Origin of the sequence: Hyphomonas sp., from assembly GCF_018402285.1 — a bacterium.
Lineage (GTDB): Bacteria > Pseudomonadota > Alphaproteobacteria > Caulobacterales > Hyphomonadaceae > Hyphomonas.
In genome coordinates this window covers 439,698-459,569 of the sequence record NZ_JAGYJH010000003.1, presented here as the reverse complement: position 1 = coordinate 459,569, position 19,872 = coordinate 439,698, and the positions used below count along the sequence as shown (strand labels likewise).

25 protein-coding genes are annotated in these 19,872 nt (G+C 63.4%); 16 read left to right on the top strand and 9 right to left on the bottom strand.

All coding sequences use genetic code 11. The features are described from left to right. The first annotated feature begins 9 nt into the window (after positions 1–9). Positions 10–426 carry an envelope stress response membrane protein PspC gene (pspC, locus tag KG722_RS04845; RefSeq protein ID WP_213270126.1) on the top strand — a complete coding sequence of 139 codons (417 nt, stop codon included), beginning with the start codon at positions 10–12 and terminating at the stop codon, positions 424–426. Positions 427–474: 48 nt separating this feature from the next. Then, positions 475–660, top strand: a complete 186-nt coding sequence (locus KG722_RS04840) for a hypothetical protein (protein WP_213270118.1) — start codon at positions 475–477, stop codon at positions 658–660. A gap of 3 nt (positions 661–663) precedes the next feature. On the opposite strand, the gene mnmC is transcribed toward KG722_RS04840, so the two are convergent. Beyond that, positions 664–2,478 carry an FAD-dependent 5-carboxymethylaminomethyl-2-thiouridine(34) oxidoreductase MnmC gene (mnmC, locus tag KG722_RS04835; protein WP_213270117.1) on the bottom strand — a complete coding sequence of 605 codons (1,815 nt, stop codon included), beginning with the start codon at positions 2,476–2,478 and terminating at the stop codon, positions 664–666. A 110-nt stretch (positions 2,479–2,588) separates the two neighbouring features. On the opposite strand from mnmC, the gene KG722_RS04830 reads away from it, so the two are divergent. From KG722_RS04830 to KG722_RS04810, 5 genes are read left to right on the top strand one after another with little or no spacing between them, the layout of a single operon-like run. Continuing rightward, complete coding sequence (locus KG722_RS04830) at positions 2,589–2,876, top strand: GNAT family N-acetyltransferase (RefSeq protein WP_213270115.1); 288 nt, start codon at positions 2,589–2,591, stop codon at positions 2,874–2,876. Positions 2,877–2,903: 27 nt separating this feature from the next. Beyond that, on the top strand, positions 2,904–3,149 hold the full coding sequence (locus tag KG722_RS04825) for a hypothetical protein (protein WP_213270112.1): 246 nt from the start codon (positions 2,904–2,906) through the stop codon (positions 3,147–3,149). After that, positions 3,146–3,424, top strand: a complete 279-nt coding sequence (locus tag KG722_RS04820) for a GNAT family N-acetyltransferase (protein WP_213270110.1) — start codon at positions 3,146–3,148, stop codon at positions 3,422–3,424. The genes KG722_RS04825 and KG722_RS04820 overlap by 4 nt, the downstream gene beginning before the upstream one ends. A gap of 4 nt (positions 3,425–3,428) precedes the next feature. Continuing rightward, a complete protein-coding gene (locus KG722_RS04815; protein ID WP_213270107.1) occupies positions 3,429–3,884 on the top strand; it encodes a YcgN family cysteine cluster protein in 456 nt (151 codons plus the stop codon). Positions 3,885–3,937: 53 nt separating this feature from the next. Further along, positions 3,938–4,837: a tyrosine recombinase XerC gene (locus KG722_RS04810; RefSeq protein ID WP_213270104.1), complete on the top strand. Its 900-nt coding sequence runs from the start codon at positions 3,938–3,940 to the stop codon at positions 4,835–4,837. Positions 4,838–4,844: 7 nt separating this feature from the next. On the opposite strand, the gene hemW is transcribed toward KG722_RS04810, so the two are convergent. Together hemW and rdgB are read right to left on the bottom strand one after the other, a co-directional pair. Next, positions 4,845–6,017: a radical SAM family heme chaperone HemW gene (hemW, locus tag KG722_RS04805; protein ID WP_213270101.1), complete on the bottom strand. Its 1,173-nt coding sequence runs from the start codon at positions 6,015–6,017 to the stop codon at positions 4,845–4,847. Further along, entirely contained in the window at positions 6,014–6,613 is a 600-nt protein-coding gene (rdgB, locus tag KG722_RS04800) for an RdgB/HAM1 family non-canonical purine NTP pyrophosphatase (protein WP_213270098.1), read from the bottom strand. Before rdgB ends, hemW begins: the two co-directional genes overlap by 4 nt. Before the next feature lie 143 nt (positions 6,614–6,756). On the opposite strand from rdgB, the gene KG722_RS04795 reads away from it, so the two are divergent. Both KG722_RS04795 and KG722_RS04790 read left to right on the top strand, forming a co-directional pair. Beyond that, entirely contained in the window at positions 6,757–7,287 is a 531-nt protein-coding gene (locus KG722_RS04795) for a DUF2975 domain-containing protein (RefSeq protein WP_300998237.1), read from the top strand. Between the two features lie 15 nt (positions 7,288–7,302). Then, positions 7,303–7,542 (top strand): helix-turn-helix transcriptional regulator, encoded by a 240-nt coding sequence (locus KG722_RS04790; protein ID WP_011648280.1) that lies wholly within the window; start codon positions 7,303–7,305, stop codon positions 7,540–7,542. Positions 7,543–7,545: 3 nt separating this feature from the next. On the opposite strand, the gene rph is transcribed toward KG722_RS04790, so the two are convergent. Continuing rightward, positions 7,546–8,274: a ribonuclease PH gene (gene rph / locus KG722_RS04785; RefSeq protein WP_213270095.1), complete on the bottom strand. Its 729-nt coding sequence runs from the start codon at positions 8,272–8,274 to the stop codon at positions 7,546–7,548. 87 nt (positions 8,275–8,361) lie between these two features. On the opposite strand from rph, the gene KG722_RS04780 reads away from it, so the two are divergent. From KG722_RS04780 to KG722_RS04760, 5 genes are all read left to right on the top strand, one after another. Continuing rightward, positions 8,362–10,032 carry a formate--tetrahydrofolate ligase gene (locus KG722_RS04780; RefSeq protein WP_213270091.1) on the top strand — a complete coding sequence of 557 codons (1,671 nt, stop codon included), beginning with the start codon at positions 8,362–8,364 and terminating at the stop codon, positions 10,030–10,032. Positions 10,033–10,130: 98 nt separating this feature from the next. After that, the gene (locus KG722_RS04775; RefSeq protein WP_035600375.1) at positions 10,131–10,427 is read left to right on the top strand and encodes a metalloregulator ArsR/SmtB family transcription factor; all 297 of its coding nucleotides are present in this window, start codon (positions 10,131–10,133) and stop codon (positions 10,425–10,427) included. Next, the gene (locus tag KG722_RS04770; protein WP_213270088.1) at positions 10,424–11,137 is read left to right on the top strand and encodes an SdpI family protein; all 714 of its coding nucleotides are present in this window, start codon (positions 10,424–10,426) and stop codon (positions 11,135–11,137) included. Before KG722_RS04775 ends, KG722_RS04770 begins: the two co-directional genes overlap by 4 nt. A gap of 55 nt (positions 11,138–11,192) precedes the next feature. Continuing rightward, positions 11,193–12,281, top strand: coding sequence for a heat-inducible transcriptional repressor HrcA (hrcA, locus tag KG722_RS04765; RefSeq protein ID WP_213270086.1), 1,089 nt, complete (start codon positions 11,193–11,195; stop codon positions 12,279–12,281). Further along, positions 12,281–12,847 carry a nucleotide exchange factor GrpE gene (locus KG722_RS04760; protein ID WP_213270083.1) on the top strand — a complete coding sequence of 189 codons (567 nt, stop codon included), beginning with the start codon at positions 12,281–12,283 and terminating at the stop codon, positions 12,845–12,847. The genes hrcA and KG722_RS04760 overlap by 1 nt, the downstream gene beginning before the upstream one ends. A 10-nt stretch (positions 12,848–12,857) precedes the next feature. Here KG722_RS04760 and KG722_RS04755 read toward each other — a convergent pair whose 3' ends face one another. From KG722_RS04755 to KG722_RS04745, 3 genes are all read right to left on the bottom strand, one after another. Continuing rightward, on the bottom strand, positions 12,858–13,562 hold the full coding sequence (locus KG722_RS04755; protein WP_213270080.1) for an alternative oxidase: 705 nt from the start codon (positions 13,560–13,562) through the stop codon (positions 12,858–12,860). Positions 13,563–13,647: 85 nt separating this feature from the next. Next, on the bottom strand, positions 13,648–14,568 hold the full coding sequence (locus tag KG722_RS04750; protein WP_213270077.1) for a hypothetical protein: 921 nt from the start codon (positions 14,566–14,568) through the stop codon (positions 13,648–13,650). A gap of 81 nt (positions 14,569–14,649) precedes the next feature. Beyond that, the gene (locus tag KG722_RS04745) at positions 14,650–14,847 is read right to left on the bottom strand and encodes a DUF2061 domain-containing protein (RefSeq protein ID WP_213270074.1); all 198 of its coding nucleotides are present in this window, start codon (positions 14,845–14,847) and stop codon (positions 14,650–14,652) included. A gap of 287 nt (positions 14,848–15,134) precedes the next feature. On the opposite strand from KG722_RS04745, the gene dnaK reads away from it, so the two are divergent. Then, positions 15,135–17,030 carry a molecular chaperone DnaK gene (gene dnaK, locus KG722_RS04740; protein WP_213270073.1) on the top strand — a complete coding sequence of 632 codons (1,896 nt, stop codon included), beginning with the start codon at positions 15,135–15,137 and terminating at the stop codon, positions 17,028–17,030. A gap of 79 nt (positions 17,031–17,109) precedes the next feature. Here dnaK and pip read toward each other — a convergent pair whose 3' ends face one another. Continuing rightward, positions 17,110–18,069 carry a prolyl aminopeptidase gene (gene pip, locus KG722_RS04735; protein WP_300998235.1) on the bottom strand — a complete coding sequence of 320 codons (960 nt, stop codon included), beginning with the start codon at positions 18,067–18,069 and terminating at the stop codon, positions 17,110–17,112. A gap of 252 nt (positions 18,070–18,321) precedes the next feature. On the opposite strand from pip, the gene KG722_RS04730 reads away from it, so the two are divergent. After that, complete coding sequence (locus tag KG722_RS04730; protein ID WP_213270071.1) at positions 18,322–18,609, top strand: hypothetical protein; 288 nt, start codon at positions 18,322–18,324, stop codon at positions 18,607–18,609. A gap of 179 nt (positions 18,610–18,788) precedes the next feature. On the opposite strand, the gene KG722_RS04725 is transcribed toward KG722_RS04730, so the two are convergent. Continuing rightward, positions 18,789–19,778: an NADPH:quinone oxidoreductase family protein gene (locus KG722_RS04725; RefSeq protein WP_213270069.1), complete on the bottom strand. Its 990-nt coding sequence runs from the start codon at positions 19,776–19,778 to the stop codon at positions 18,789–18,791. Between the last annotated feature and the right edge of the window lie 94 nt (positions 19,779–19,872).

The window sequence follows — 19,872 nt, the reverse complement described above, 5'->3', positions numbered from 1 at the left end:
AGACAGGAAATGTCCCGCCCCTACGACCCCTACAACTCCCCCAACCCGAAACGTTTCTACCGCTCGCGCCAGGACAGCGTGATGGGCGGAGTCTGCGGCGGCCTTGCTGACCGCTTCGGCTGGGACCCGCTTCTTGTCCGTATACTGTTTGTTCTGCTGACACTGTTCGGCCTCGGCCCCGTCGCAGTGGTGACCTATGTGGTCATCTGGATGATCACGCCCCGCACGCCGCTGGGCTACGGGCCGATTAGCCCAGATGAGGATGCCTTCTGGCGCGGCGTACAGGACCGCCCGCGCGCCACCTTCGGCACCATCAAGTACACCTTCATGGATCTCGATGAGCGCCTGAAGAACATCGAACGGACCGTGACGTCGGATGAATGGCGCCTGCGCCAGGAATTCCGTGACCTCGAAAAAGGTAACTGACCGGGCATACAGCCCACCCACGCCAACTCCGCCCAAGGGACCGGACCAATGAAACAGGGGCATATCGTGCACAATAACTGGCTACTCGGCGGACTGGCCGTCGCAATCCTGGCGGCCACCGTCATCCTCAGCGCCGTCGCCGGCCAGGCAAAACTGGAAGTCGCCGGCGTCTCCATGAGCCTGGAGCGCCACGAAAACGGCGGCGTGCGCGTCTTCTTCGTTCAGGCGCCTTGACGCCTAGCGCTGCTTCCTCAGACGCCGGAGGATCTGCCGGGACGGGCTCACAGCCTGGATGGATGGCAGGTCAGCCGGCGGCGGGCTTCCGCACAGCTCCGCCACAATCAATCCAGCCGCCCAGGGCGCCCAGGTAAAGCCCCGGCTGCCATAGCCGCCCGCAACATGTACGCCTAGCATCACGGGCCACGCTTCGCGCTCCACCTTGCCTCCCCGCAAAACCGCAATCGCGTCTGCGTCAGGCGCGGGCCCGATGAGTGGCAGCCGGTCCGGCGTCGTCGCCCGTACCGACGCGCGTGACACCGCAGCCACGTCCCGCGCCTGGCGCACCCACCAGGGCGAGAGCGCCTCAACACCCGCAAGGTTCTCCGCCCGCGCAGCCTTGCTGACAGCCGCTCTGTCGCCCTCCCCGGCAGGCTCAAACGTTGCCCCCCAGAGGCGCTCACCACCCAGGGCAATGGCATACGTGCCCGAGGTGAGCGCGGAAGGCGGCGCCTCGACAGCCCCTGAAACATGCTCCACCTGCCCCTGCCGGCCGGTCAGCTCAAGCGCGGGCAGGAAGCGGCGGATGCCCATACCGCTGGCCAGCACGATGGCATCGAACACTTCGCCGTTCACCGTGCGCGCCGCGAGGTCCACATTCGGTAACGCGCCGGTACGCAGCTCGCATCCCTCCAGCAGCGCCCCCACGATCTGCCGGGGACGGAGGATCTTGGCACGCTTGTGCAGGAGTCCGCCGCCCGCAATCGCCTCAAGGTCTTCCAGCGGGAAAGGCGGATCATCCAGAAGCTTCTCGAACCGCTTCACTTCGATTTCATTGCGCGGAACCTGGCGAACGTCAGTCAGCTCGGCGCCCGGCCGCCCCTTGTAAAATTCCCGCGCCGCCAGATAGGCATCGATCAACAGGCGCGCCTCGGCCGTCTCGCCCGCATCAAGCCGCGGCATCATCAGGGCGAGCGGATTGCCACTTGCCCCGCTCGCCGCTTCCGGCGCCGGATCGAAGACCACCGCCTCGATGCCCGCCTGAACGAGGCGATACGCGATGGTCGCGCCCGCGATACCGGCCCCGAGGATCGCCACCCGCCTCACCCGTACCGGCAAAGGTTCATCTGCGCCCGGCAGGACAGCTTCCAGCCTCTGGCGCTTGCGTCCATGACCTTCAGCCTTGCGCACGTCAAACCCGGCCTCTGCCAGCCCGCGCCGAACTTCGCCCGCTACCGTGAAAGTCGCCGCCCGCGCGCCGGGAGCAGACCGCGCAGCAATCAACGGATAGATATCCCCGGCCCACATCCCGGCATTCTTCGCCGGGCTGAACCCATCGAGAAACCAGGCATCGGCCCGGAAGCGGCTGGTGGGCAGGGTCTCAGCGATATCACCCAGATGCAGGATCAGCTCGACGCCGGTCCCGTCAAAGCAGAGATGTCGCACGCCCTTTACCGGCCCCGGCCAGCGCGCAAGCAGCTGCTCTGCCAACGGATGAAGTTCCGGCCAGGCGGCAAACGCAAGGGCCGCATCTTCGGCTTTCAGGGGAAAGGCCTCGAAACTGACAAAGCTGAGCCGCGCATCGGGATGCGGGCGGTGCTCCCGCCAGAGCTGCCAGAGGGCAAGGAAGTTGAGGCCTGTGCCAAAGCCCGTCTCGGCCACCGTGAACTGGCGCCGCCCGGCCCAGGCTTCCGGCAGGCCGCAGCCCCTGAAGAAAACTGCCCGCGTCTCGGCAAGGCCGTCATGAACCGAGAAATAAACATCGCCAAACGCGGCGGCAACGGGAGTACCATCCTCCCGCCACTCGATCTCCGGATGGGTCAAGAGCCGCGTCATACGCCCTGCCCTAGCCCGGCGGCGCAAAAATGCAAACCGGCCATCCCATTGCGCTTTCGAGGCGCCTGCCCCACTTTCGCCTCTTAACCCCCTGGAACAGGAGCCCGCCAATGAGCGTCATGGATTTAAAACGCGAAGACGGGGCAACAGGCGGGCGATACTTGGTCACTATTGACGGCCACACCGCCGAAATGACCTATTCCAAGGCTGGGGCCACCCGCATCATCATCGACCATACCGGCGTGCCGGATGCCCTGCGCGGCAAAGGCGCTGGCCAGGCGCTGGTAAAACGCGCTGTCGAAGACGCCCGCACCGCCGGCATTAAGATCATCCCGCTCTGCCCTTTCGCCAAGGCACAGATCGAGAAACATCCCGAATGGCAGGACGTACTGGCCTGAGGCAGGGTTAGGGGGGAGGATTGAACCATGGGCATTCTACTAAGGATACTTGGGGTTATCTGGATCATAGCAGGCGCCCTGATCGTGGCGGCGGCAGTAGTTGGCGTTTCACCGGATGCCAGCGCCGGCAATGATGCCGCCCACACATTCGGCGCAATTATCGGGGCCGGGATCGTGGCAATGCCAATCTGGCTAACTGGAATTGCCTTCTTCCTCCTGCCGGGCTGGATCCGTAAACAGCTCGCCAGCAAACAGACGGACATCTTCGCATGAGACCAGCCATCACCCGCGACGCCGCCCGCCAGCGCTACAGCCTGATTATCGACGGGGTGGAAGGCTACCTCACCTATGAGCGCCGCCAGCCGGGCGTGCGCCACATCACCCACACGATCGTGCCTGACGCCATCGGCGGGCGCGGCATCGGCAAGAAGCTCGTCACCGCCATCATGGACGACATCAAGACAGACGGGGAAAAAGTAGCCTCCTCCTGCTGGTATGCCAGCGCCCTCATCGACAAGACGCCTGATTGGGCGGCCCTGAAAGCCTGACGGGATGCCAAGGGAGAAACCCTTCTGGAAGAGCAAGACCCTGGAGGAGATGACCCCGGAGGAATGGGAAAGCCTTTGCGATGGCTGTGGCAAATGCTGCATCGTGAAGCTTGAGGACGAGGACACCGGGGCGCTGGCCTATACCCGCCTCCACTGCAAGCTGCTGGACGGCGCCACCTGCCAATGCTCCGACTACACAAACCGCCGCCAGCACGTGCCAGATTGTGTCCAGCTCACCCCCGTAATCGTCGAGCAGGTCGACTGGCTGCCCCGCACCTGCGCCTATCGCCTGATCGACGAAGGCAAACCCCTACCCCAATGGCACCACCTCGTCTGCGGCGACCGCGAACGGATCCATGAACTCGGCCATTCCGTACGCGGACAGACCGTCTCGGAAGAAACCGTCTTCGAGGAAGACGAGATCGACTGGGTCATCGACTGGGAAGGCACCGAGCCCTAGATCGCGGCCGCTGTCTTCAGTCCTCCTTAACAGCGCTATGGCAGTCTGGCGCGATGGATGTCTTGCCCGCCTTTCTGGATCACCTAACGCGCGAGCGCCGCATGGCGGTCAAGACCGTCGAGGCTTATGGCAGCGACCTCTCTTTCTTCCTGGCGTTCCTGCGCGTGCATATGGGCGGCGAGCCCTCCCCCTCCATGCTGGCCGACGTTCGCGCGCGCGACATCCGCGCCTATCTCGCCGAACGGCGCCGCGAGGGCCTGTCGGACGCGACCGTCGCCCGCATCCTCTCCTCCATCAAGGCGCTCTATCGCTGGCTCGACCGGGCCCATGGCATCAATAATGCTGAGGTAGGATACCTGCAGGGCCCCCGAAGGCCCCAGCGCCTGCCGCGCCCGGTATCCATAGATGCGGCCCGCGATCTCATCTCCGAAGCCGAAAGCGAGCCTGACCAGGAGCCCTGGATCGGCGCGCGCGACGCAGCTGTTCTCTCCCTCCTCTATGGCGCGGGCCTGCGTATCTCCGAAGCTCTCAGCCTGACCGGCGCCGATGTGCCCGCGCCCGAACGCCTGCGCATCAAGGGCAAGGGCGGCAAGGTGCGCATCGTGCCGCTGATCCCGGCCGTGCGCGACGCCATTCATATGTATACGGACATCTGCCCCTGGGCCCTGACCCGCGACAAGCCCCTCTTCCGGGGCGCCAAGGGCGGGCCGCTCAATCCGCGCCTCATCCAGGGCGCAATGCAGCGGATGCGCGGCTATCTCGGCCTGCCGGAAACGGCCACGCCCCACGCCCTGCGCCATGCCTTTGCCACCCATCTTCTGGCAAACGGGGCAGACCTGCGCGCCATCCAGACCCTGCTGGGTCATGCGTCGCTCTCAACCACGCAGGTCTATACCGGCATCGACTCCTCGCGCCTGCGCGAGGTTCACGCCGCCGCCCATCCGCGCGCCTGAGATCGCCTCAGGGCGCGAGCTGCGCCGTCAGCGCGTCGGCCAGCAGCCGCCCGCTCTCGGTCAACGAAAGCTCAGATCCCTGAAGTTTCACCCAGCCCTGTTCGGTGAACACGTCGATCTTGTCGCGCGGCACCCGCTTGCCGGAAACAAGCTCCACCCGGCGCAGGTCCACGCCTTCGGCTGCGCGCAGGCCCATCGCCAGGAGTTCCCGGGCTATGTCCAGCGGCGGCAGTTTCGCCGCGTCCGCCCAGCCTTCCTGCAGCATCTGCACGCCGGCCATATAGGCTTCCGGCCGCTTCTCGGCCTCGGTGGCATAGCGGTTTCCCGCCACAGACACCCGCCCATGCGCGCCGGGGCCTGCCCCGATCCAGTCCCCGCCCCGCCAGTAGATGAGGTTGTGCCGCGACTGATGTGCGGGTGAAGCCGCGTGATTGGACACTTCATATGCCGGAAGCCCGGCCCGCGCCGTCATCTGCTGGGTCAGCTCGTAAAGGTCGGCCTGCGCATCATCCGGCATCGGAACAATATCACCGCGCGCCGCGGCCATACCAAAAGCGGTCGCGGGCTCAAATGTCAGTTCATAGAGCGAGAGGTGGGGCGCCTCGAGCGCCAGCGCATCGGCAAGCTCTGCCTCCCAGTTTGCCGGAGACTGGCCGGGCCGCGCATAGATCAGGTCCATCGAAACGGACTCGAACACTTTCAGCGCGCGCTTGACCGCCTCGCCGCCTGCCTCGGCGGTATGGTCTCGCCCCAGGAATGCCAGAGCCGAATCCCGCATCGACTGGACACCGATCGACAGGCGCGTCACGCCCGCCGCCCGCAGGGCCAGAAGATCCGCCCTCAGAATATCGTTGGGATTGGCCTCCAGCGTTATTTCCGCGCCGGCCTTGATGCTAAACGTATCTGAGGCAGCCTTCAGGATTACCGCCACCTGCTCCGGTTTCAACAAGGCGGGCGTGCCCCCGCCAAAATAGACCGTGTCCAGCGCCCGGTGCTGGGGCAGCTTGCGCCGGTGGCTGCGGATGTCATCGGCAATCGCGGTGACCAGCGGCTCGGTCGCCCGGTCCTTGGCGGCGTAGACGTTGAAATCACAATACGGACAGATCCGTGTGCAATAGGGCCAGTGTATGTAAAGGCCGAAGCCGAAATGCGGACCGAAGGGCGCAAATACCTGGGTCATGCGAGCAGCGCCGCGCGCAGCTTCTCGACCGCGCGGGCCCGGTGGCTCATCGCATGTTTGCGCTCAGGCGCCATTTCACCAAATGTCATTGTCTCGCCCTCGGCCACGAATACGGGGTCATAGCCAAAACCCTTCTCGCCACGCGGCGGCCAGACAAGGTTCCCGTAAACCTCGCCCTCATAGACAGCTTCCTTCCCGTCCGGCCAGGCGACCGCCAGCGCGCAGACGAATTTGGCCGACCGGTCAGCCGAGCCTGATGCCTGGAGCTCCGCCTCGACTTTTTCCATTGCCTTGTAGAAATCCCGCGGCTCCCCAGCCCAGCGGGCCGAATAGATGCCAGGTTGCCCGCCCAGAGCGGTCACTGCCAGCCCCGAATCATCTGACAGCGCCGGCAATCCCGTCGCCAGAGCCGCGGCCCGCGCCTTCAACAAAGCGTTGCCTGCAAAGCTATCCTCGGTTTCTTCCGGCTCGGCCAGATCAAGCTCAATGGCCGAAACCACCTCAAAACCATGGGGCACGAACAGATCTTTCAGTTCGGACACCTTGCCTCTGTTGTGTGTAGCTGCCACGAGTTTTCCGGGCACAAGGCGGGGCATAGCCGTAGCATTATTCACAGTAATGTGGCTCCATTCTTGCTTTATGCGGGAATACATATATCGTTATTCGGTAATAACGGGACAGCGCACTGGCAAAGTTCTGTTTCATAAACCATCAACCGAACGGGGTGAAAAGGCCGGGTATGACAAAGACAGGCCGGAATTCGATGGCAGAGGCGATGACCATACTGGTCACCGTCGCAATGTGGATTGCCGGGGCATTCGGCATTATCGGCATTCCCGTACTCAGCCTCGGCCTTATCGCCAGTCTCTCGAATGGCGAAGCCTCCCTTCCCGGGATCGAAGCGCTCGCAGACGGCGTGTCGCCGGGCAGCTTCGTCATCGCGCTGGGCCTGCTCTGCGTCATCGTGCCGGGCGTGATCTTCATCTGTATCCAGATGCGCCGCATCCTGCTGACCCTGGTGGAGGGCGATCCCTTCGTGCCGGAGAATGCCGGGCGGCTTTCGCGCATCGGTATTGCGATTGCGGCAATGGAGATCATCCGGATTGCCACCCTTCTTGTTGTCCGCGCCATGCCGAGCCTTGTCGGAGACGCGCCCCCCAAGCTCTCTACCCAGCTCATACTGTGGATTTCCGTGGCGGCGCTGTTCATCCTTTCCCAAGTCTTCCGTGAAGGCACTCGCCTTCGTGACGAAGAAAAAATGACGATCTGAGGAGCACTGAAGGCCATGACCATTCGCGTGACCCTCGACCGTGTGCTTCTGGAGCGGCGCATGTCGCTGACCGAGCTCTCGGAACGTGTGGGCGTAACCCTCGCCAACCTGTCGATCCTGAAAACCGGCAAGGCCAAGGCGATCCGCTTCTCCACCCTTGAAGCGCTGTGCCGTGAACTCAAATGCCAGCCTGGCGACCTCCTCGTCTTCGACACCGAAGGCGAAGAAGACGAGAGACAAGTCGCCGCTGAATAGGCCTCAGAGCCCCAGCGCGGCCCGCTGCGCTGCAAACAGCTCGGTGCAGCCCTTCTCCGCGAGGCGCATCATCTCGTCGAGCTCGGCCCGGCTCATCGGCCGCGACTCGCCCGTGCCCTGCACCTCGATGAACCCGCCATCGGAACTCATCACGACATTCATGTCGGCTTCGCCGTCGGAATCTTCCGGATAATCGACATCCAGAACCGGATGGTTCTGGAAGAGACCTACGGAGATCGCCGCGGCCTGTTTCTGGATCGGGCTCGCCTTGATCACGCCTTCGGTCTGAAGGTAACGACAGGCCATGGCGAGGGCCACAAAGCCGCCGGTGATTGAGGCCGTGCGCGTGCCGCCATCGGCCTGCACCACATCACAGTCGATCGTAATCGTGTTTTCGCCGAGCGCCTTGAGGTCGACAACCGAGCGCAGCGAGCGCCCGATCAAGCGCTGGATTTCCTGCGTGCGGCCAGACTGTTTGCCAGCCGCCGCTTCGCGGCGCCCGCGCGTATGCGTCGCGCGCGGCAGCATGCCGTACTCGCCCGTCACCCAGCCTTCGCCCTTGCCCTTCATCCAGCCAGGCACGCCCTTTTCCCAGCTCGCAGTGCACAGCACATGCGTATGGCCGAACTTGGCGAGGCACGAACCTTCGGCATAGCGGGTTACATTGGTTTCGAGCGAAACCGGGCGCAGCTCGTCAAAAGCACGGCCCGTCGGGCGGACAAGATTTGGCATCTCGGGGAATCCTTCTAGCTGAAGGTCTGATTTGCGGGTTTTGCAGCGCCTGTCTACATCGGGGCTGCGTGTGGGAGGAATTCAACAATGGCGAGCGATATCGAGATTGCGCGTAGCGCGAAGAAAATCCCGGTCCAGGAGGTCGCCGCAAAGATTGGTGTCGCGCCGGAAAACCTCATCCCCTACGGCCATGACAAGGCGAAGATCTCTGCCGCCCATCTCGCCAGCCTTGCGAACAAGCCTTCCGGCAAGCTGATCCTCGTCACCGCCATAAACCCGACCCCCGCCGGCGAAGGCAAGACCACCACCTCCATTGGCCTGGCTGACGCGATGAACCGCATCGGCGCAGACACCCTCCTTTGCCTGCGCGAGCCATCGCTGGGCCCCTGCTTCGGCATGAAAGGCGGCGCCACCGGCGGAGGCCTCGCCCAGATCGTCCCGATGGAAGACATCAACCTGCATTTCACCGGCGACTTCCACGCCATCACCTCAGCGCACAATCTCCTCTCCGCCCTTGTCGACAACCACATCCACTGGGGCGGCGAGCCAAAGCTTGAGGCCGTTCGCACCAGCTGGCGCCGCGTGATGGACATGAACGACCGTAGCCTGAGGAATATTGTCTCCGGCCTCGGCGGCCCCAGCAATGGCAGCCCGTCCGAAACCGGCTTCGACATCACCGTCGCCTCCGAAGTGATGGCCATCCTCTGCCTCGCAACCGACGCAGCAGACCTCGAAGCCCGCCTATCCCGAATCATCGTCGGCTACACAAGCGAGAAGGAAGCTGTCACCGCCGCCGACATCAAGGCCACCGGCGCAATGATGGCGCTCCTGCGCGACGCGATGCTGCCAAACCTTGTCCAGACGCTCGAAAATAATCCCTGCCTCGTGCATGGCGGCCCCTTCGCCAACATCGCCCATGGCTGCAACTCTGTCATGGCCACAAGCGCGGCCCTCAAGATGGCCGACTATGTCGTCACCGAAGCCGGCTTTGGCGCAGACCTTGGCGCCGAAAAATTCCTCAACATCAAATGCCGCCAGGCGGGCCTTGCGCCAGACGCCGTGGTACTGGTCGCTACCATCCGTGCCCTGAAAATGCATGGCGGCCTCGCCAAGGCCGAGCTTGGCCGGGTCAGCTATGAATCGCTCGAAAAAGGCCTCGCCAATCTCGCCCGCCATATCGATAACCTGCGCAGCTTCGGCCTGCCGGTCATCGTCGCTATCAACCGCTTCACCACCGACACCGAAGGCGAAGTCCACGCGCTTCAGGTCAGTTGCGAGAAACTCTCCGTACCGGTCGCGCTCTGCACCCATTGGGCCGAAGGCGGAAAAGGTACCGAAGACCTCGCGCGCGGCGTCGTTGCCCTCATCGAAAAGGGCGAAGCCGCCTTCAAGCCGCTCTACCCTGATGACATGCCGCTGCTGGAAAAGATCGAGACCGTCGCAAAATCGATCTACCGTGCAGGCCGCGTGGAGGCCACCCGCGCCGTCAAAAACCAGCTCGCCGCCTGGGAAAAGGCCGGCTTCGGCCACCTGCCCGTCTGCATGGCCAAGACCCAGTACAGCTTCTCGACAGACCCCGCCCTGCTGGGCGCCCCCGAAGGCCATGTCGTGCGCCTGCGCGAAGTGCGCCTCGCTGCCGGGGCGGGCTTCGTCGTCGCCATCTGCGGCGACATCATGACGATGCCCGGCCTGCCCCGCCGCCCCGCCGCCGAACACATACACCTTAACGATCAGGGCCAGATCGAAGGCCTGAACTGACCTCGCGCGGGCCCGGCCCGGGGCGCTTAACAAAACTATTTAGCCAAAACCGAAAACAGCGCTTGACCAGAGATTAGCATAATTGCTAATTAGCAGGCATGGAAAACAGCGTCTTCAAAGCCCTGGCCCATCCGGCCCGCCGGCAGCTTCTCGCCCTGCTGCGCAAGGGTCCCCGCCTCGCCGGAGACCTTGCCGCAGAGTTCGAGGCAAGCTGGCCGACCATGAGCCGCCATCTGGCGGTGCTGAAGGAGGCCGAGCTGATTACCGCCGAGCGGCAGGGAAACCAGATCCTCTACCGCGTGAACACAAGCGTTCTGGAAGACGCGGCCACCGCCCTGCTCGGGCTGCTCGGCCGCGACAATGGCGATGACGACCTTAAGGAGGCAGCCGAATGAAACCCTATATCCGCACCGGACTAATTGCTTCGGCCATCGCCTTTCTGCTCACGTCCGGCATCGCTTACACGGCCTGGACCGCCTTGCCGGAAACCGGCAGCATTCCGATTCACTGGGGCCCGGACGGCCAGCCAGACCAGTTCGCCGAGAAGAGCGACGCCTGGGTCTACCTGCTCATCCTTCCGGGCACGGTGCTCCTGACTGGTCTCCTCCTCGCCCTCGTCCCGCAGATCGATCCGCGCAAGCGCAATATCGAAACCGGGCGGCGGGCCTACCTGGCCACCTGGATCGGCGTCCTGTTGCTCTATACCTTCCTGCAGGGCGGCATTGCGCTCGGCATGCTGGGGACCGGCTCCGAGACGGTCTATTCCGGCACAATGGTGCGGCTGGTGATCGCCGCCTGCGGCGCCCTCTTCATCGTCATCGGCAACTACCTGCCCAAGACACGCTCCAGCTTCATATTCGGCGTCCGCACACCCTGGACCCTGTCGTCAGATATCGCCTGGGAGAAGACCCACCGCCTCGCTGGGCCGCTGTTCATGGCGGCGGGCGCGCTCGGTATGGTGGGCGCCTTCCTCTTCAGCGGCATCTGGCTGGCCCTTCAACTCACGGTTCTGATTGTGTCCGCGGCCTTGATCTCTGCTATCTACTCCTACTTCGCCTGGCGTAAAGCCAGCGACCGGGAGGCCGGAACGGGCCTCACCATCTAGGGCGCGCGCCATCAACGCTATTGTACCGCGCATCTACCGCGCTTAATCCAGATGCATGGCGGATCAATCGGACATCCTCAGCCTCATGCAGCGTCTCGACCAACGCTCCCGGGACATCTTCCGGGAGATCGTCGAGGGCTACCTGGCCACCGGAGAGCCCGTCGGATCTCGCACCCTGTCAAAGGCGGGCATTGCCCTCTCCCCCGCCTCCATCCGCAATGTCATGGCCGACCTCACCGAGCTTGGCCTACTCGACGCCCCGCACATCTCGGCTGGCCGCGCGCCCACCCATAAGGGCCTGCGCCTCTTCGTCGATGGCTTTCTCGAATACGGCGACCCCTCGCGGGAAGACAAGAAACAGATCGACGACCGCCTAGCCTCAGCAGGCACAGACCTTGAAGCCGTGCTCGGCGAAGCCTCCGACATACTCTCCGGCCTGGCGGGCGGGGCGGGCCTCGTCGCCTCTCCAGCGCGCGACGCGGCCGTCCGGCATGTCGAGTTCGTGCCGCTGGCAGGCGGAGACGCCCTCTGCGTCCTCGTCACCGAAGATGGCGATGTGGAAAACCGCATCCTCAAGGTGCCCGACGGCCTGCCCGCCACCTCACTTATCGAGGCAGGCAACTACCTCTCCACGCGGCTAAAAGGCCGCACACTGGCCGAAGCCTCCACCGAAGTGCGCGCCGAGCTGCAGGAGCGCCGCGCGATGCTGGACGCGGCCACCTCTGCCTTGGTCGAGGCCGGCCTTGCCGAATGGGGCGGGGACGCGCCCGGCCGGGGGCGCAGCCTGATCGTGCGCGGGCGCGCCAATCTTCTTGAAGACGCCAAGGCCGCCCAGGATCTCGACCGGGTGCGGCAATTGTTCAACGAGCTGGAACGCCAGCAAAGCCTGCTTGAAATTCTCGACACAACGCGCGAAGCGGGCGGCGTGCGCTTGTTCATCGGATCGGAAAACAGGCTTTTTCCGCTGTCCGGTTCAAGTGTGATTGTGGCACCCTATATGGGCGGCACGAAACATGTGATCGGGGCACTCGGCGTGATCGGGCCAACGCGGCTCAATTATGCAAGGGTGATCCCGATGGTTGATTATACCGCCAAAGTGGTCGGGGATATCCTCTCTCACCGGCGCGGAAAGGATGGGAAATGATGAGCGACGAAACCAAACCGGGTGAGGCCGCTGAACTCGACGCAGCCGTTAACCCCGAAGCCCAGACCGAAGCCACGCTTTCGGTCGAAGAGCTGATTGTCCGCATCGAAGCGGAAAAGGCCGACATGAACGGCCAGATCCTGCGCCTGCTGGCAGACCTCGACAACACTCGCAAGCGCGCCGACCGCCAGGTCAGCGAAGCGCGCGTCTACGCCATCGAGAGGTTCGCCGCCGATCTTCTGAGCGTTTCGGACAACCTCTCCCGCGCCCTCGACGCCCTACCCGATGGTGAGCGTGAAAACCTTACGGATGCCGGGAAGAACCTCCTCGGCGGCATCGAAATGACAGCCAAGGAACTCAACACTGCCCTTTCCCGCCACGGCGTCGTGCCGGTGGCGGCCGATCCGGGCGCGCCGTTTGATCCCAACGTGCATCAGGCCGTGGCCCAGATCCCGTCGGAGCATCCCAGCGGCACTATCGCCCAGCTCTTCCAGCCAGGCTGGCGCATCGGCGAGCGCACTCTGCGCGCCGCCATGGTCGCGGTCAGCCTCGGCCCTGCGAACTAAGACCGGCGAACTAGCGCGCAAGCTCGCTTGGGTCGGCGCCCTCGGCGAGCTTCTCGCCCGGGGCGTCGCCGCCTTTGAGTTCATTTGCAAACGCGTGATTGACGTCCCGGTGGTTGGCTTCGTCCGCCCTCACGGCGATCACCACGTCCCGCAGGCGCGCGTCCTTCGGCAGCTTCCAGTAGTCGACGGCAATCTCGGGCGCTTCAGGGTTGGGCAGCCGGCCAGCATCAATCTCGGCCAGGTATTGGGTGTAGCTGACAACCGCTTCTTCCTCGAAATACCCGACCAGCCGGTGAGCCGTCCGGGAGTGCACGATATAGAGCACGAAAAAGGCGTTGAAGAAGATGCCCTGCGCCGTGATGATCAGAAGCCGCTCGAACCAGTTGGGCTTTGCCACCGCAATGAACGTCATAAGGTGCATACGCTCATTTTCGGCTTCCTCCAGCAAAGTGCTGATCCAGCCGGCATCATCCTTCATCCGTCGCAGGCTTTTGAGATGGTTCAGCATCCCGCCCACCATGCCCGGTACAGCCGCAACCGTTTCCAGCACCACCGCCCGATGGCCATACCGCTTGCGGAAAAACAGATCCGCAAAAGCGCGCAGCATCCGCGTAAGGGCATACGCCACCCGGTCTGACATATCGCCCGGCTTGTGGCGCCATTCCAGCGGCACGGTATCTCTCGAAATGGGGCCAGACAGCTTATCGTGGGACATGGACTTACCTCCATGCCTGAAATGGGCACGCATTCCCTTACGGCAATCCTTTTCCGCCCGGACAGGGCGTCGCAGGGCGCAAGCCTCAGTCGCGCGCCACCCGCCACGCCGTCACCGTCCCCGGCATCCAGTTGGGCACGATCACCACATCCCCGAACACCGAGAGATCATTCTGCAGCACGCCATCCGCTTTTGTGTCCTGCAGGGTCGTCACCTGCCCGTCTTCGCTGACATAATGGATCTGCCCAGGCCAGCTCGACACGAGATACCCCCCGCCCGGCACCAGGCCCACGCCGTCTGCGTCGATCATCCCGCGCGCGATGATGTTTTCTGTCTCGGTCCCGTGCAGGTCGATCAGATAGCCTTCGGTCATCGTCGTGATCAGCAGCCGGTCACCATCCCCGAGGATGCCGTTGATCCCGGCCCAATCGGTCGAATATCCCAGCAGGCGCGGCCCCTCGGGCGTCAGCCGGTGGATGCTGCTGGTGCCGGAATCAGACACCAGCACCTCCCCGTTCCAGACCGTCATGTCGTTGAGGAACTGGGCGCCGTCGATGGCAATCGTGTCCTGTTTTGTCCCGTTGTGGGCATCAAATGTCACGACCTGGTCATTGTCGGCCACGTAAAGCGTGTCGCCCAGCACAGCCATGCCCTTGGGCGCGTCCAGACCCTCGGCCCAGCGCTGCATCAGCACCGTCCCGTCAGTCCCGACCTTGGAGATGAAGCCATTGCCGTCCCGGGCGCTGCCCTCACCGGCCACATTCGAGATGAAGTAATTGCCATCTGGCCCCACGGCGGCGCCCTCAGGCGCGTCAAAACCCGTCGCCACCCATAGTTGCTCGAGCCGCGGCGTATCGGAAGCCGCTGTCTCGGGCTCTGCCGCCACCTCTTCAGCGACAGCCGCTTCCACCGCATCGGGCGCATCCGCGGGCGCCTCCGGGCCGCCACAGGCAGAAACGGCAATCGAAAGCGCTGCCAGACCGGCAGCTGCAGCAATAAGGCGCATGAAATCCTCCCAGCTTTCCTGAGACGCCACCCTGCCCCAGCCGCGGATCACTGGCCAGTCTTGCCGTTGCAGCGGGGCCTGCTAGGCCGCCGCCGCCCGGATGCCCCGCCTCTCCCAAACGCGCTCATGCAGCGTATAGGCCACCGTCTGCACCAGCGGCTCGATCAGGCCGATGGCGAGGGCCGCCTGCCAGCTGCGCGTCAACGCAAACACCACCGTCATGGCGACAGCAAAGTGCATCACGCTATAGGTCAGCGTCTTCAGGGCGGGGCGCGGCATGGGCGGAAACCTCAATCTCATCGCCCCAGAATGCTCTTTTTGAGAACCGTTTTCAAATAGATACAGGTTGCCCGCGTCATAGAGCGCGCCTATGGGGCAAATCTGTATTGGCCTCTTGAGCCTGACACAGAGTTCCCCATATCGACGGCCAAAGAAGCGAGCGGAATGAACACCCCAACTCGCTGCTCAAAAACGAACCCTTGATAGAGCCATCTGGCGGCGCGGGGCTGCTGAGCAGACCGAACCCAAACGAAGCCAGTGGCGGCTGACAAAAGAGAGAGACATACATGAGCAAGATCATCGGCATCGACCTTGGCACCACCAACTCGTGCGTCGCCGTTATGGAAGGCGGCGAGGCAAAGGTCATCGAGAATTCGGAAGGCAACCGCACGACCCCGTCTGTCGTCGCCTTTAACGAAAGCGGCGAACGCCTCATCGGCATGCCCGCCCGCCGCCAGGCCGTCACCAACCCGGACTTCACCTTCTACGCCATCAAGCGCCTCATCGGGCGCACCTTCGATGACCCGACCGCGCAGAAGGACAAGGAGCTCTCCCCCTTCGCCATCGTAAAAGGCCCGGCCGGCGACGCCTGGGTCAAAGGCCGCGACAAGGACTACGCACCGCAGGAAATCTCCGCCTTCATCCTCACCAAGATGAAGGAGACCGCGGAAGCCTATCTTGGCGCCAAGGTTACCCAGGCTGTGATCACCGTGCCGGCCTACTTCAACGACGCCCAGCGCCAAGCCACCAAGGACGCAGGCAAGATCGCCGGCCTTGAAGTGCTGCGCATCATTAACGAGCCGACGGCCGCAGCCCTCGCCTATGGCCTCGACAAGTCCGGCAACAAGACCATCGCCGTCTACGACCTTGGCGGCGGCACGTTCGACGTCTCGCTGCTGGAAATCGGCGACGGCGTGTTTGAAGTCCTCTCGACCAATGGCGACACCTTCCTTGGCGGCGAAGACTTCGACATTCGGATCGTCGACTTCCTCGCAGCCGAATTCAAGAAAGATCAGGGGATCGACCTGAAGGCCGACAAGCTCGCCCTCCAGCGCCTCAAGGAAGAAGCTGAGAAAGCCAAGAAAGAGCTGTCGTCCACCTCGCAATACGAAGTGAACCTACCCTTCATCACCGCTGACTCGACCGGCCCGAAACACCTCAACATCAAGCTGACCCGCGCCAAGTTCGAAAGCCTCGTCCAGGATCTGGTCGACCGCACCATCGAGCCTTGCCGAAAGGCCCTGAAAGACGCCGGCAAGACCGCGGCCGACATTGACGAAGTCGTGCTCGTCGGCGGCATGACCCGCATGCCCGCCGTGCAGGAAGCGGTGAAGAAATTCTTCGGCAAGGAACCCCACAAGGGCGTCAACCCGGATGAAGTCGTCGCCATCGGCGCCGCGATCCAGGGCGGCATCCTGCAGGGCGACGTGAAGGACGTGGTCCTCCTCGACGTGACCCCGCTCTCGCTCGGCATCGAAACCCTCGGCGGCATCTTCACCCGCCTGATCGAGCGCAACACGACCATCCCGACGAAGAAGTCCCAGGTATTCTCCACCGCCGAAGACAATCAGCCTGCGGTCACCATCAAGGTCGCCCAGGGCGAGCGCGAAATGGCCTCTGACAACAAGCAGCTCGGCCAGTTCAACCTCGAAGGCATTGCCCCGGCCCCGCGCGGCCTTCCGCAGATCGAAGTCACCTTTGACATAGACGCCAACGGCATCGTCTCGGTCTCGGCCAAGGACAAGGCCACCGGCAAGGAACAGCAGATCACCATCCAGGCAGATGGCGGCCTCTCCGAAGCCGACATTAAGAAGATGATGGCAGAAGCTGAATCCAACGCCAGCACGGACAAGGCTCGCCGCGAACTCGTCGAGGCGAAAAACCATGCCGAAGCCCTCGTCCACCAGACCGAGAAGCAGATGATCGAGCATGGCTCGAAAGTCTCCGACGCGGTCAAGGGCGAGATCGAAAAGGCCATCGCAGACCTGAAAGAGGCCGCTGCCGGCGACAACACTGCCGATATCACCGCCAAGCATCAGGCCCTGATGAATGCAGCGATGAAACTTGGCGAAGCCATCTATGCCGCCTCGGGCGCTGGCGCGACTGACGGCGATGATGCGCCCCAGTCCGGCAATGATGATGTCGTCGATGCCGACTTTGAAGAAGTCGACGAGCGCAAGTAATCTGCGGTCATCCGTCTGAAGACAAAGCCCCGCCGGATCGCTCCGGCGGGGCTTTTCGTTTCGGGGTCAGGTATCTGCCTCACCCCTTCCCGGCATAATTATCCGTCGCCCGGATCAGCCGGTCTAGGATGCCGGGCTCCGAATAGGCATGTCCCGCTCCCTCGATCATGTGGAAATCCGCCTTTGGCCAGGCCTTGTGCAAGAGCCAGGCATAGCGCATCGGGCAGGGCATGTCGTAGCGGCCATGAACGATCGTGCCCGGAATATCTGCCAGCAGCCTCGCGTCCCGCAACAGCTGCCCCTCCTCCAGCCATCCGGCATGGGTGAAGTAATGGTTCTCGATACGCGCAAAGGCGAGCGCATAATCGGCGACATGAAACGCCCCGGAGGTTTCCGGTTCAGGCAGCAGCGTAATCGTCTCGCCTTCCCAGAGGCTCCAGGCTTTGGCGCAGCGTAACTGCTCTTCCCGGTCCTCGCCCACAAGGCGCCTTCGATAGGCCGCCACCATGTCGCCGCGTTCAGCTTCCGGGATCGGCGCGAGGAAGCCCTCCCATTTCTCCGGAAACATCTCCGAGACGCCAAACTGATAGTACCAGTCGAGCTCTGCCTTGCTCAACATGTAGATGCCCCGCACCACCAGCTCGCTCACGCGCTGAGTGTGCGTCTGCGCATAGGCCAGCGCCAACGTCGATCCCCAAGAGCCGCCAAAGACGAGCCATTTCTCCACGCCCATCGTCTCGCGCAGCTGCTCGATGTCCGCCACAAGATGCCAGGTCGTATTGTTCTCAAGGCTCGCGAACGGCGTGGAGCGCCCGCACCCGCGCTGGTCAAACAGTATCAAATCATAACGCGCCGGATCAAACAGCCGCCGGTGCCTCTCTGAAAACCCGCCGCCCGGCCCGCCATGCAGGAACACGGCCGGCTTGGCCCCCTTCGTCCCCACCCGCTCCCAATAGACAAGGTGACCCTCCCCGGTATCCAGGAAACCGGTCTCGAAAGGTTCGATCTCGGGGTAAAGGCTGCGCAACTGACTCATCATGGCTCTCCACTCTGGGCCCCTTTTCTAGATCAGGTCGCCGCTGGCCGCAAAGCGGCACGCAACTGTCCCGGATTGCCCCAAGGGCCGAGATTGTCCGAAACTTTCGCCTCTGAGGCTCTTCCTGCGAAAGATGGACAGCTCCACCCTTATCCAAAACCCCAAAGCACTTGAAACCCCCAGCGCGCCAACAGATCACGGACCATATCCCCCCGCCCAATCCGCCCGGCTTCCCGCTCCGTCTATCCTCCCGCAATGGACTACGCCCTCTCAACCCCGCTGCCCGGCCTCACTTTGCTCCAGCGCCTCCTCCGGCCGCTGATCTTTCTGCAGCTGATCGCCCTGCGTGACTATCTGGGGGTCGAATATGGTCGCGACGTGCCCTTCTGGTTCAGCATCTCGAAGTTCGGCCGCGTCCGTCTGATCCATCTGCCAACGGACTTTACCCTCAGCGACGCCGCGCCTGTGTCCAAAGAGCGCTTCGGCTATCGCTACACCTCAGGCCAGACGGGTGCTGCGCTCGCCGCCACCTGCATCGAATAAATCTCTCCGCCAGCGCCCACGTCGGTGCGCGCAATCCCATCCGCGATGCCCCAAACGCAATCGGGGCAGGCTGCAACAGCCCACCCCGACACGTCTTAGGCTCATTTGCCGTCCCCGGATCACAGGGGATCAGCGCTTTTGCCGGACAGCCCAGGGGTTGCGCCGGGCAAAGCTGCTGGCTACATCGTCACGACGACCTTGCCTTGTGCCTTGCGGTCCTGCAGTTCACGGATCGCATTGGCTGCCTGCTCCATCGGATAGGTGCCCGAAACATGCGGGCGGATCTTCCCGGCCTTGTAGAGGTCAAACAGTTCCTTGACATTCTGCTGGTGGGCCTTCGGGTCCCGCGCCACTGCCGCGCCCCAGAAAACCCCGCGCACATCGCAGCTTTTCAGCAGCGTCAGGTTCAGCGGCAGTTTCGGAATGCCTGCCGGGAAGCCGATCACCAGGAAGCGCCCTTCCCAGTTCATCGCGCGCACGGCCGGCTCAGCATAATTGCCGCCCACCCCGTCATAGATGATGTCGACCCCGCCCCCGGAAATGGCCTTGATGTCCTCGGAGAATTTCTTCTGGCCGTCCCGGTCGAGCTCGCGTTCATAAACGAGGCCGTGATCAGCGCCCTTTGAAAGGCAGAAATCCACCTTCTCCCGGCTTGAGGCCGCCGCGATCACTTCCAGTCCCATCGCCTTGCCAAGCTCAACCGCCGCAATGCCGACCCCGCCGGCCGCGCCGAGCACCAGCAGCTTTTCGCCGGGCTTGGGATCGCCCCGGTCCTTGATGGCATAATAGGAGGTGCCATATGTCATCAGGAAAGCCGCGGCCTCTTCAAACGGCATCCCCTCGGGGATTGGCATCACGCCATGGGCTGCGGCGAGGCAATATTCTGCCATCCCGCCATTGCCGGTGGAGGCCAGAACCCGGTCGCCCGGCTTCACATGGGCGACGCCCTCGCCCACGGCCGAGACAATCCCGGCCACTTCCCCGCCCGGTGAGAACGGGCGCGGCGGCTTGAACTGGTACATGTCCTGGATGATCAGTACATCAGGATAGTTCACCCCGCAGGCCTTCACCTGCACCAGAACCTGACCTTTGCCAGGGGTGGGCACAGCCACATCCTCGATAACGAGCGTCTCTGGTCCACCGACCACTTTAGACAATACGGCTTTCATAGGCCTCTCCCTTCAAAGCTTGTTGTTTCGACCTCCAGACGGTAGCCATGCCGCGAGCAGGCGCCAAGCCTTACGCGAGGGGAAAGGAACCATT

Coding starts and splice junctions, on each gene's coding strand:
- KG722_RS04820 (WP_213270110.1), top strand. CDS start 3,146: ATGAGACCAGCCATCACCCGCGACGCCGCCCGCCAGCGCTACAGCCTG.
- KG722_RS04780 (WP_213270091.1), top strand. CDS start 8,362: ATGGCGAGCGATATCGAGATTGCGCGTAGCGCGAAGAAAATCCCGGTC.
- hemW (WP_213270101.1), bottom strand. CDS start 6,017: ATGACCCAGGTATTTGCGCCCTTCGGTCCGCATTTCGGCTTCGGCCTT.
- KG722_RS04725 (WP_213270069.1), bottom strand. CDS start 19,778: ATGAAAGCCGTATTGTCTAAAGTGGTCGGTGGACCAGAGACGCTCGTT.
- KG722_RS04815 (WP_213270107.1), top strand. CDS start 3,429: ATGCCAAGGGAGAAACCCTTCTGGAAGAGCAAGACCCTGGAGGAGATG.
- KG722_RS04795 (WP_300998237.1), top strand. CDS start 6,757: ATGACAAAGACAGGCCGGAATTCGATGGCAGAGGCGATGACCATACTG.
- KG722_RS04775 (WP_035600375.1), top strand. CDS start 10,131: ATGGAAAACAGCGTCTTCAAAGCCCTGGCCCATCCGGCCCGCCGGCAG.
- mnmC (WP_213270117.1), bottom strand. CDS start 2,478: ATGACGCGGCTCTTGACCCATCCGGAGATCGAGTGGCGGGAGGATGGT.
- pip (WP_300998235.1), bottom strand. CDS start 18,069: ATGATGAGTCAGTTGCGCAGCCTTTACCCCGAGATCGAACCTTTCGAG.
- KG722_RS04745 (WP_213270074.1), bottom strand. CDS start 14,847: ATGCCGCGCCCCGCCCTGAAGACGCTGACCTATAGCGTGATGCACTTT.
- KG722_RS04760 (WP_213270083.1), top strand. CDS start 12,281: ATGAGCGACGAAACCAAACCGGGTGAGGCCGCTGAACTCGACGCAGCC.
- KG722_RS04810 (WP_213270104.1), top strand. CDS start 3,938: ATGGATGTCTTGCCCGCCTTTCTGGATCACCTAACGCGCGAGCGCCGC.
- KG722_RS04755 (WP_213270080.1), bottom strand. CDS start 13,562: ATGTCCCACGATAAGCTGTCTGGCCCCATTTCGAGAGATACCGTGCCG.
- rdgB (WP_213270098.1), bottom strand. CDS start 6,613: ATGCCCCGCCTTGTGCCCGGAAAACTCGTGGCAGCTACACACAACAGA.
- KG722_RS04840 (WP_213270118.1), top strand. CDS start 475: ATGAAACAGGGGCATATCGTGCACAATAACTGGCTACTCGGCGGACTG.
- hrcA (WP_213270086.1), top strand. CDS start 11,193: ATGGCGGATCAATCGGACATCCTCAGCCTCATGCAGCGTCTCGACCAA.
- KG722_RS04750 (WP_213270077.1), bottom strand. CDS start 14,568: ATGCGCCTTATTGCTGCAGCTGCCGGTCTGGCAGCGCTTTCGATTGCC.
- KG722_RS04830 (WP_213270115.1), top strand. CDS start 2,589: ATGAGCGTCATGGATTTAAAACGCGAAGACGGGGCAACAGGCGGGCGA.
- KG722_RS04770 (WP_213270088.1), top strand. CDS start 10,424: ATGAAACCCTATATCCGCACCGGACTAATTGCTTCGGCCATCGCCTTT.
- rph (WP_213270095.1), bottom strand. CDS start 8,274: ATGCCAAATCTTGTCCGCCCGACGGGCCGTGCTTTTGACGAGCTGCGC.
- dnaK (WP_213270073.1), top strand. CDS start 15,135: ATGAGCAAGATCATCGGCATCGACCTTGGCACCACCAACTCGTGCGTC.
- KG722_RS04790 (WP_011648280.1), top strand. CDS start 7,303: ATGACCATTCGCGTGACCCTCGACCGTGTGCTTCTGGAGCGGCGCATG.
- KG722_RS04825 (WP_213270112.1), top strand. CDS start 2,904: ATGGGCATTCTACTAAGGATACTTGGGGTTATCTGGATCATAGCAGGC.
- pspC (WP_213270126.1), top strand. CDS start 10: ATGTCCCGCCCCTACGACCCCTACAACTCCCCCAACCCGAAACGTTTC.
- KG722_RS04730 (WP_213270071.1), top strand. CDS start 18,322: ATGGACTACGCCCTCTCAACCCCGCTGCCCGGCCTCACTTTGCTCCAG.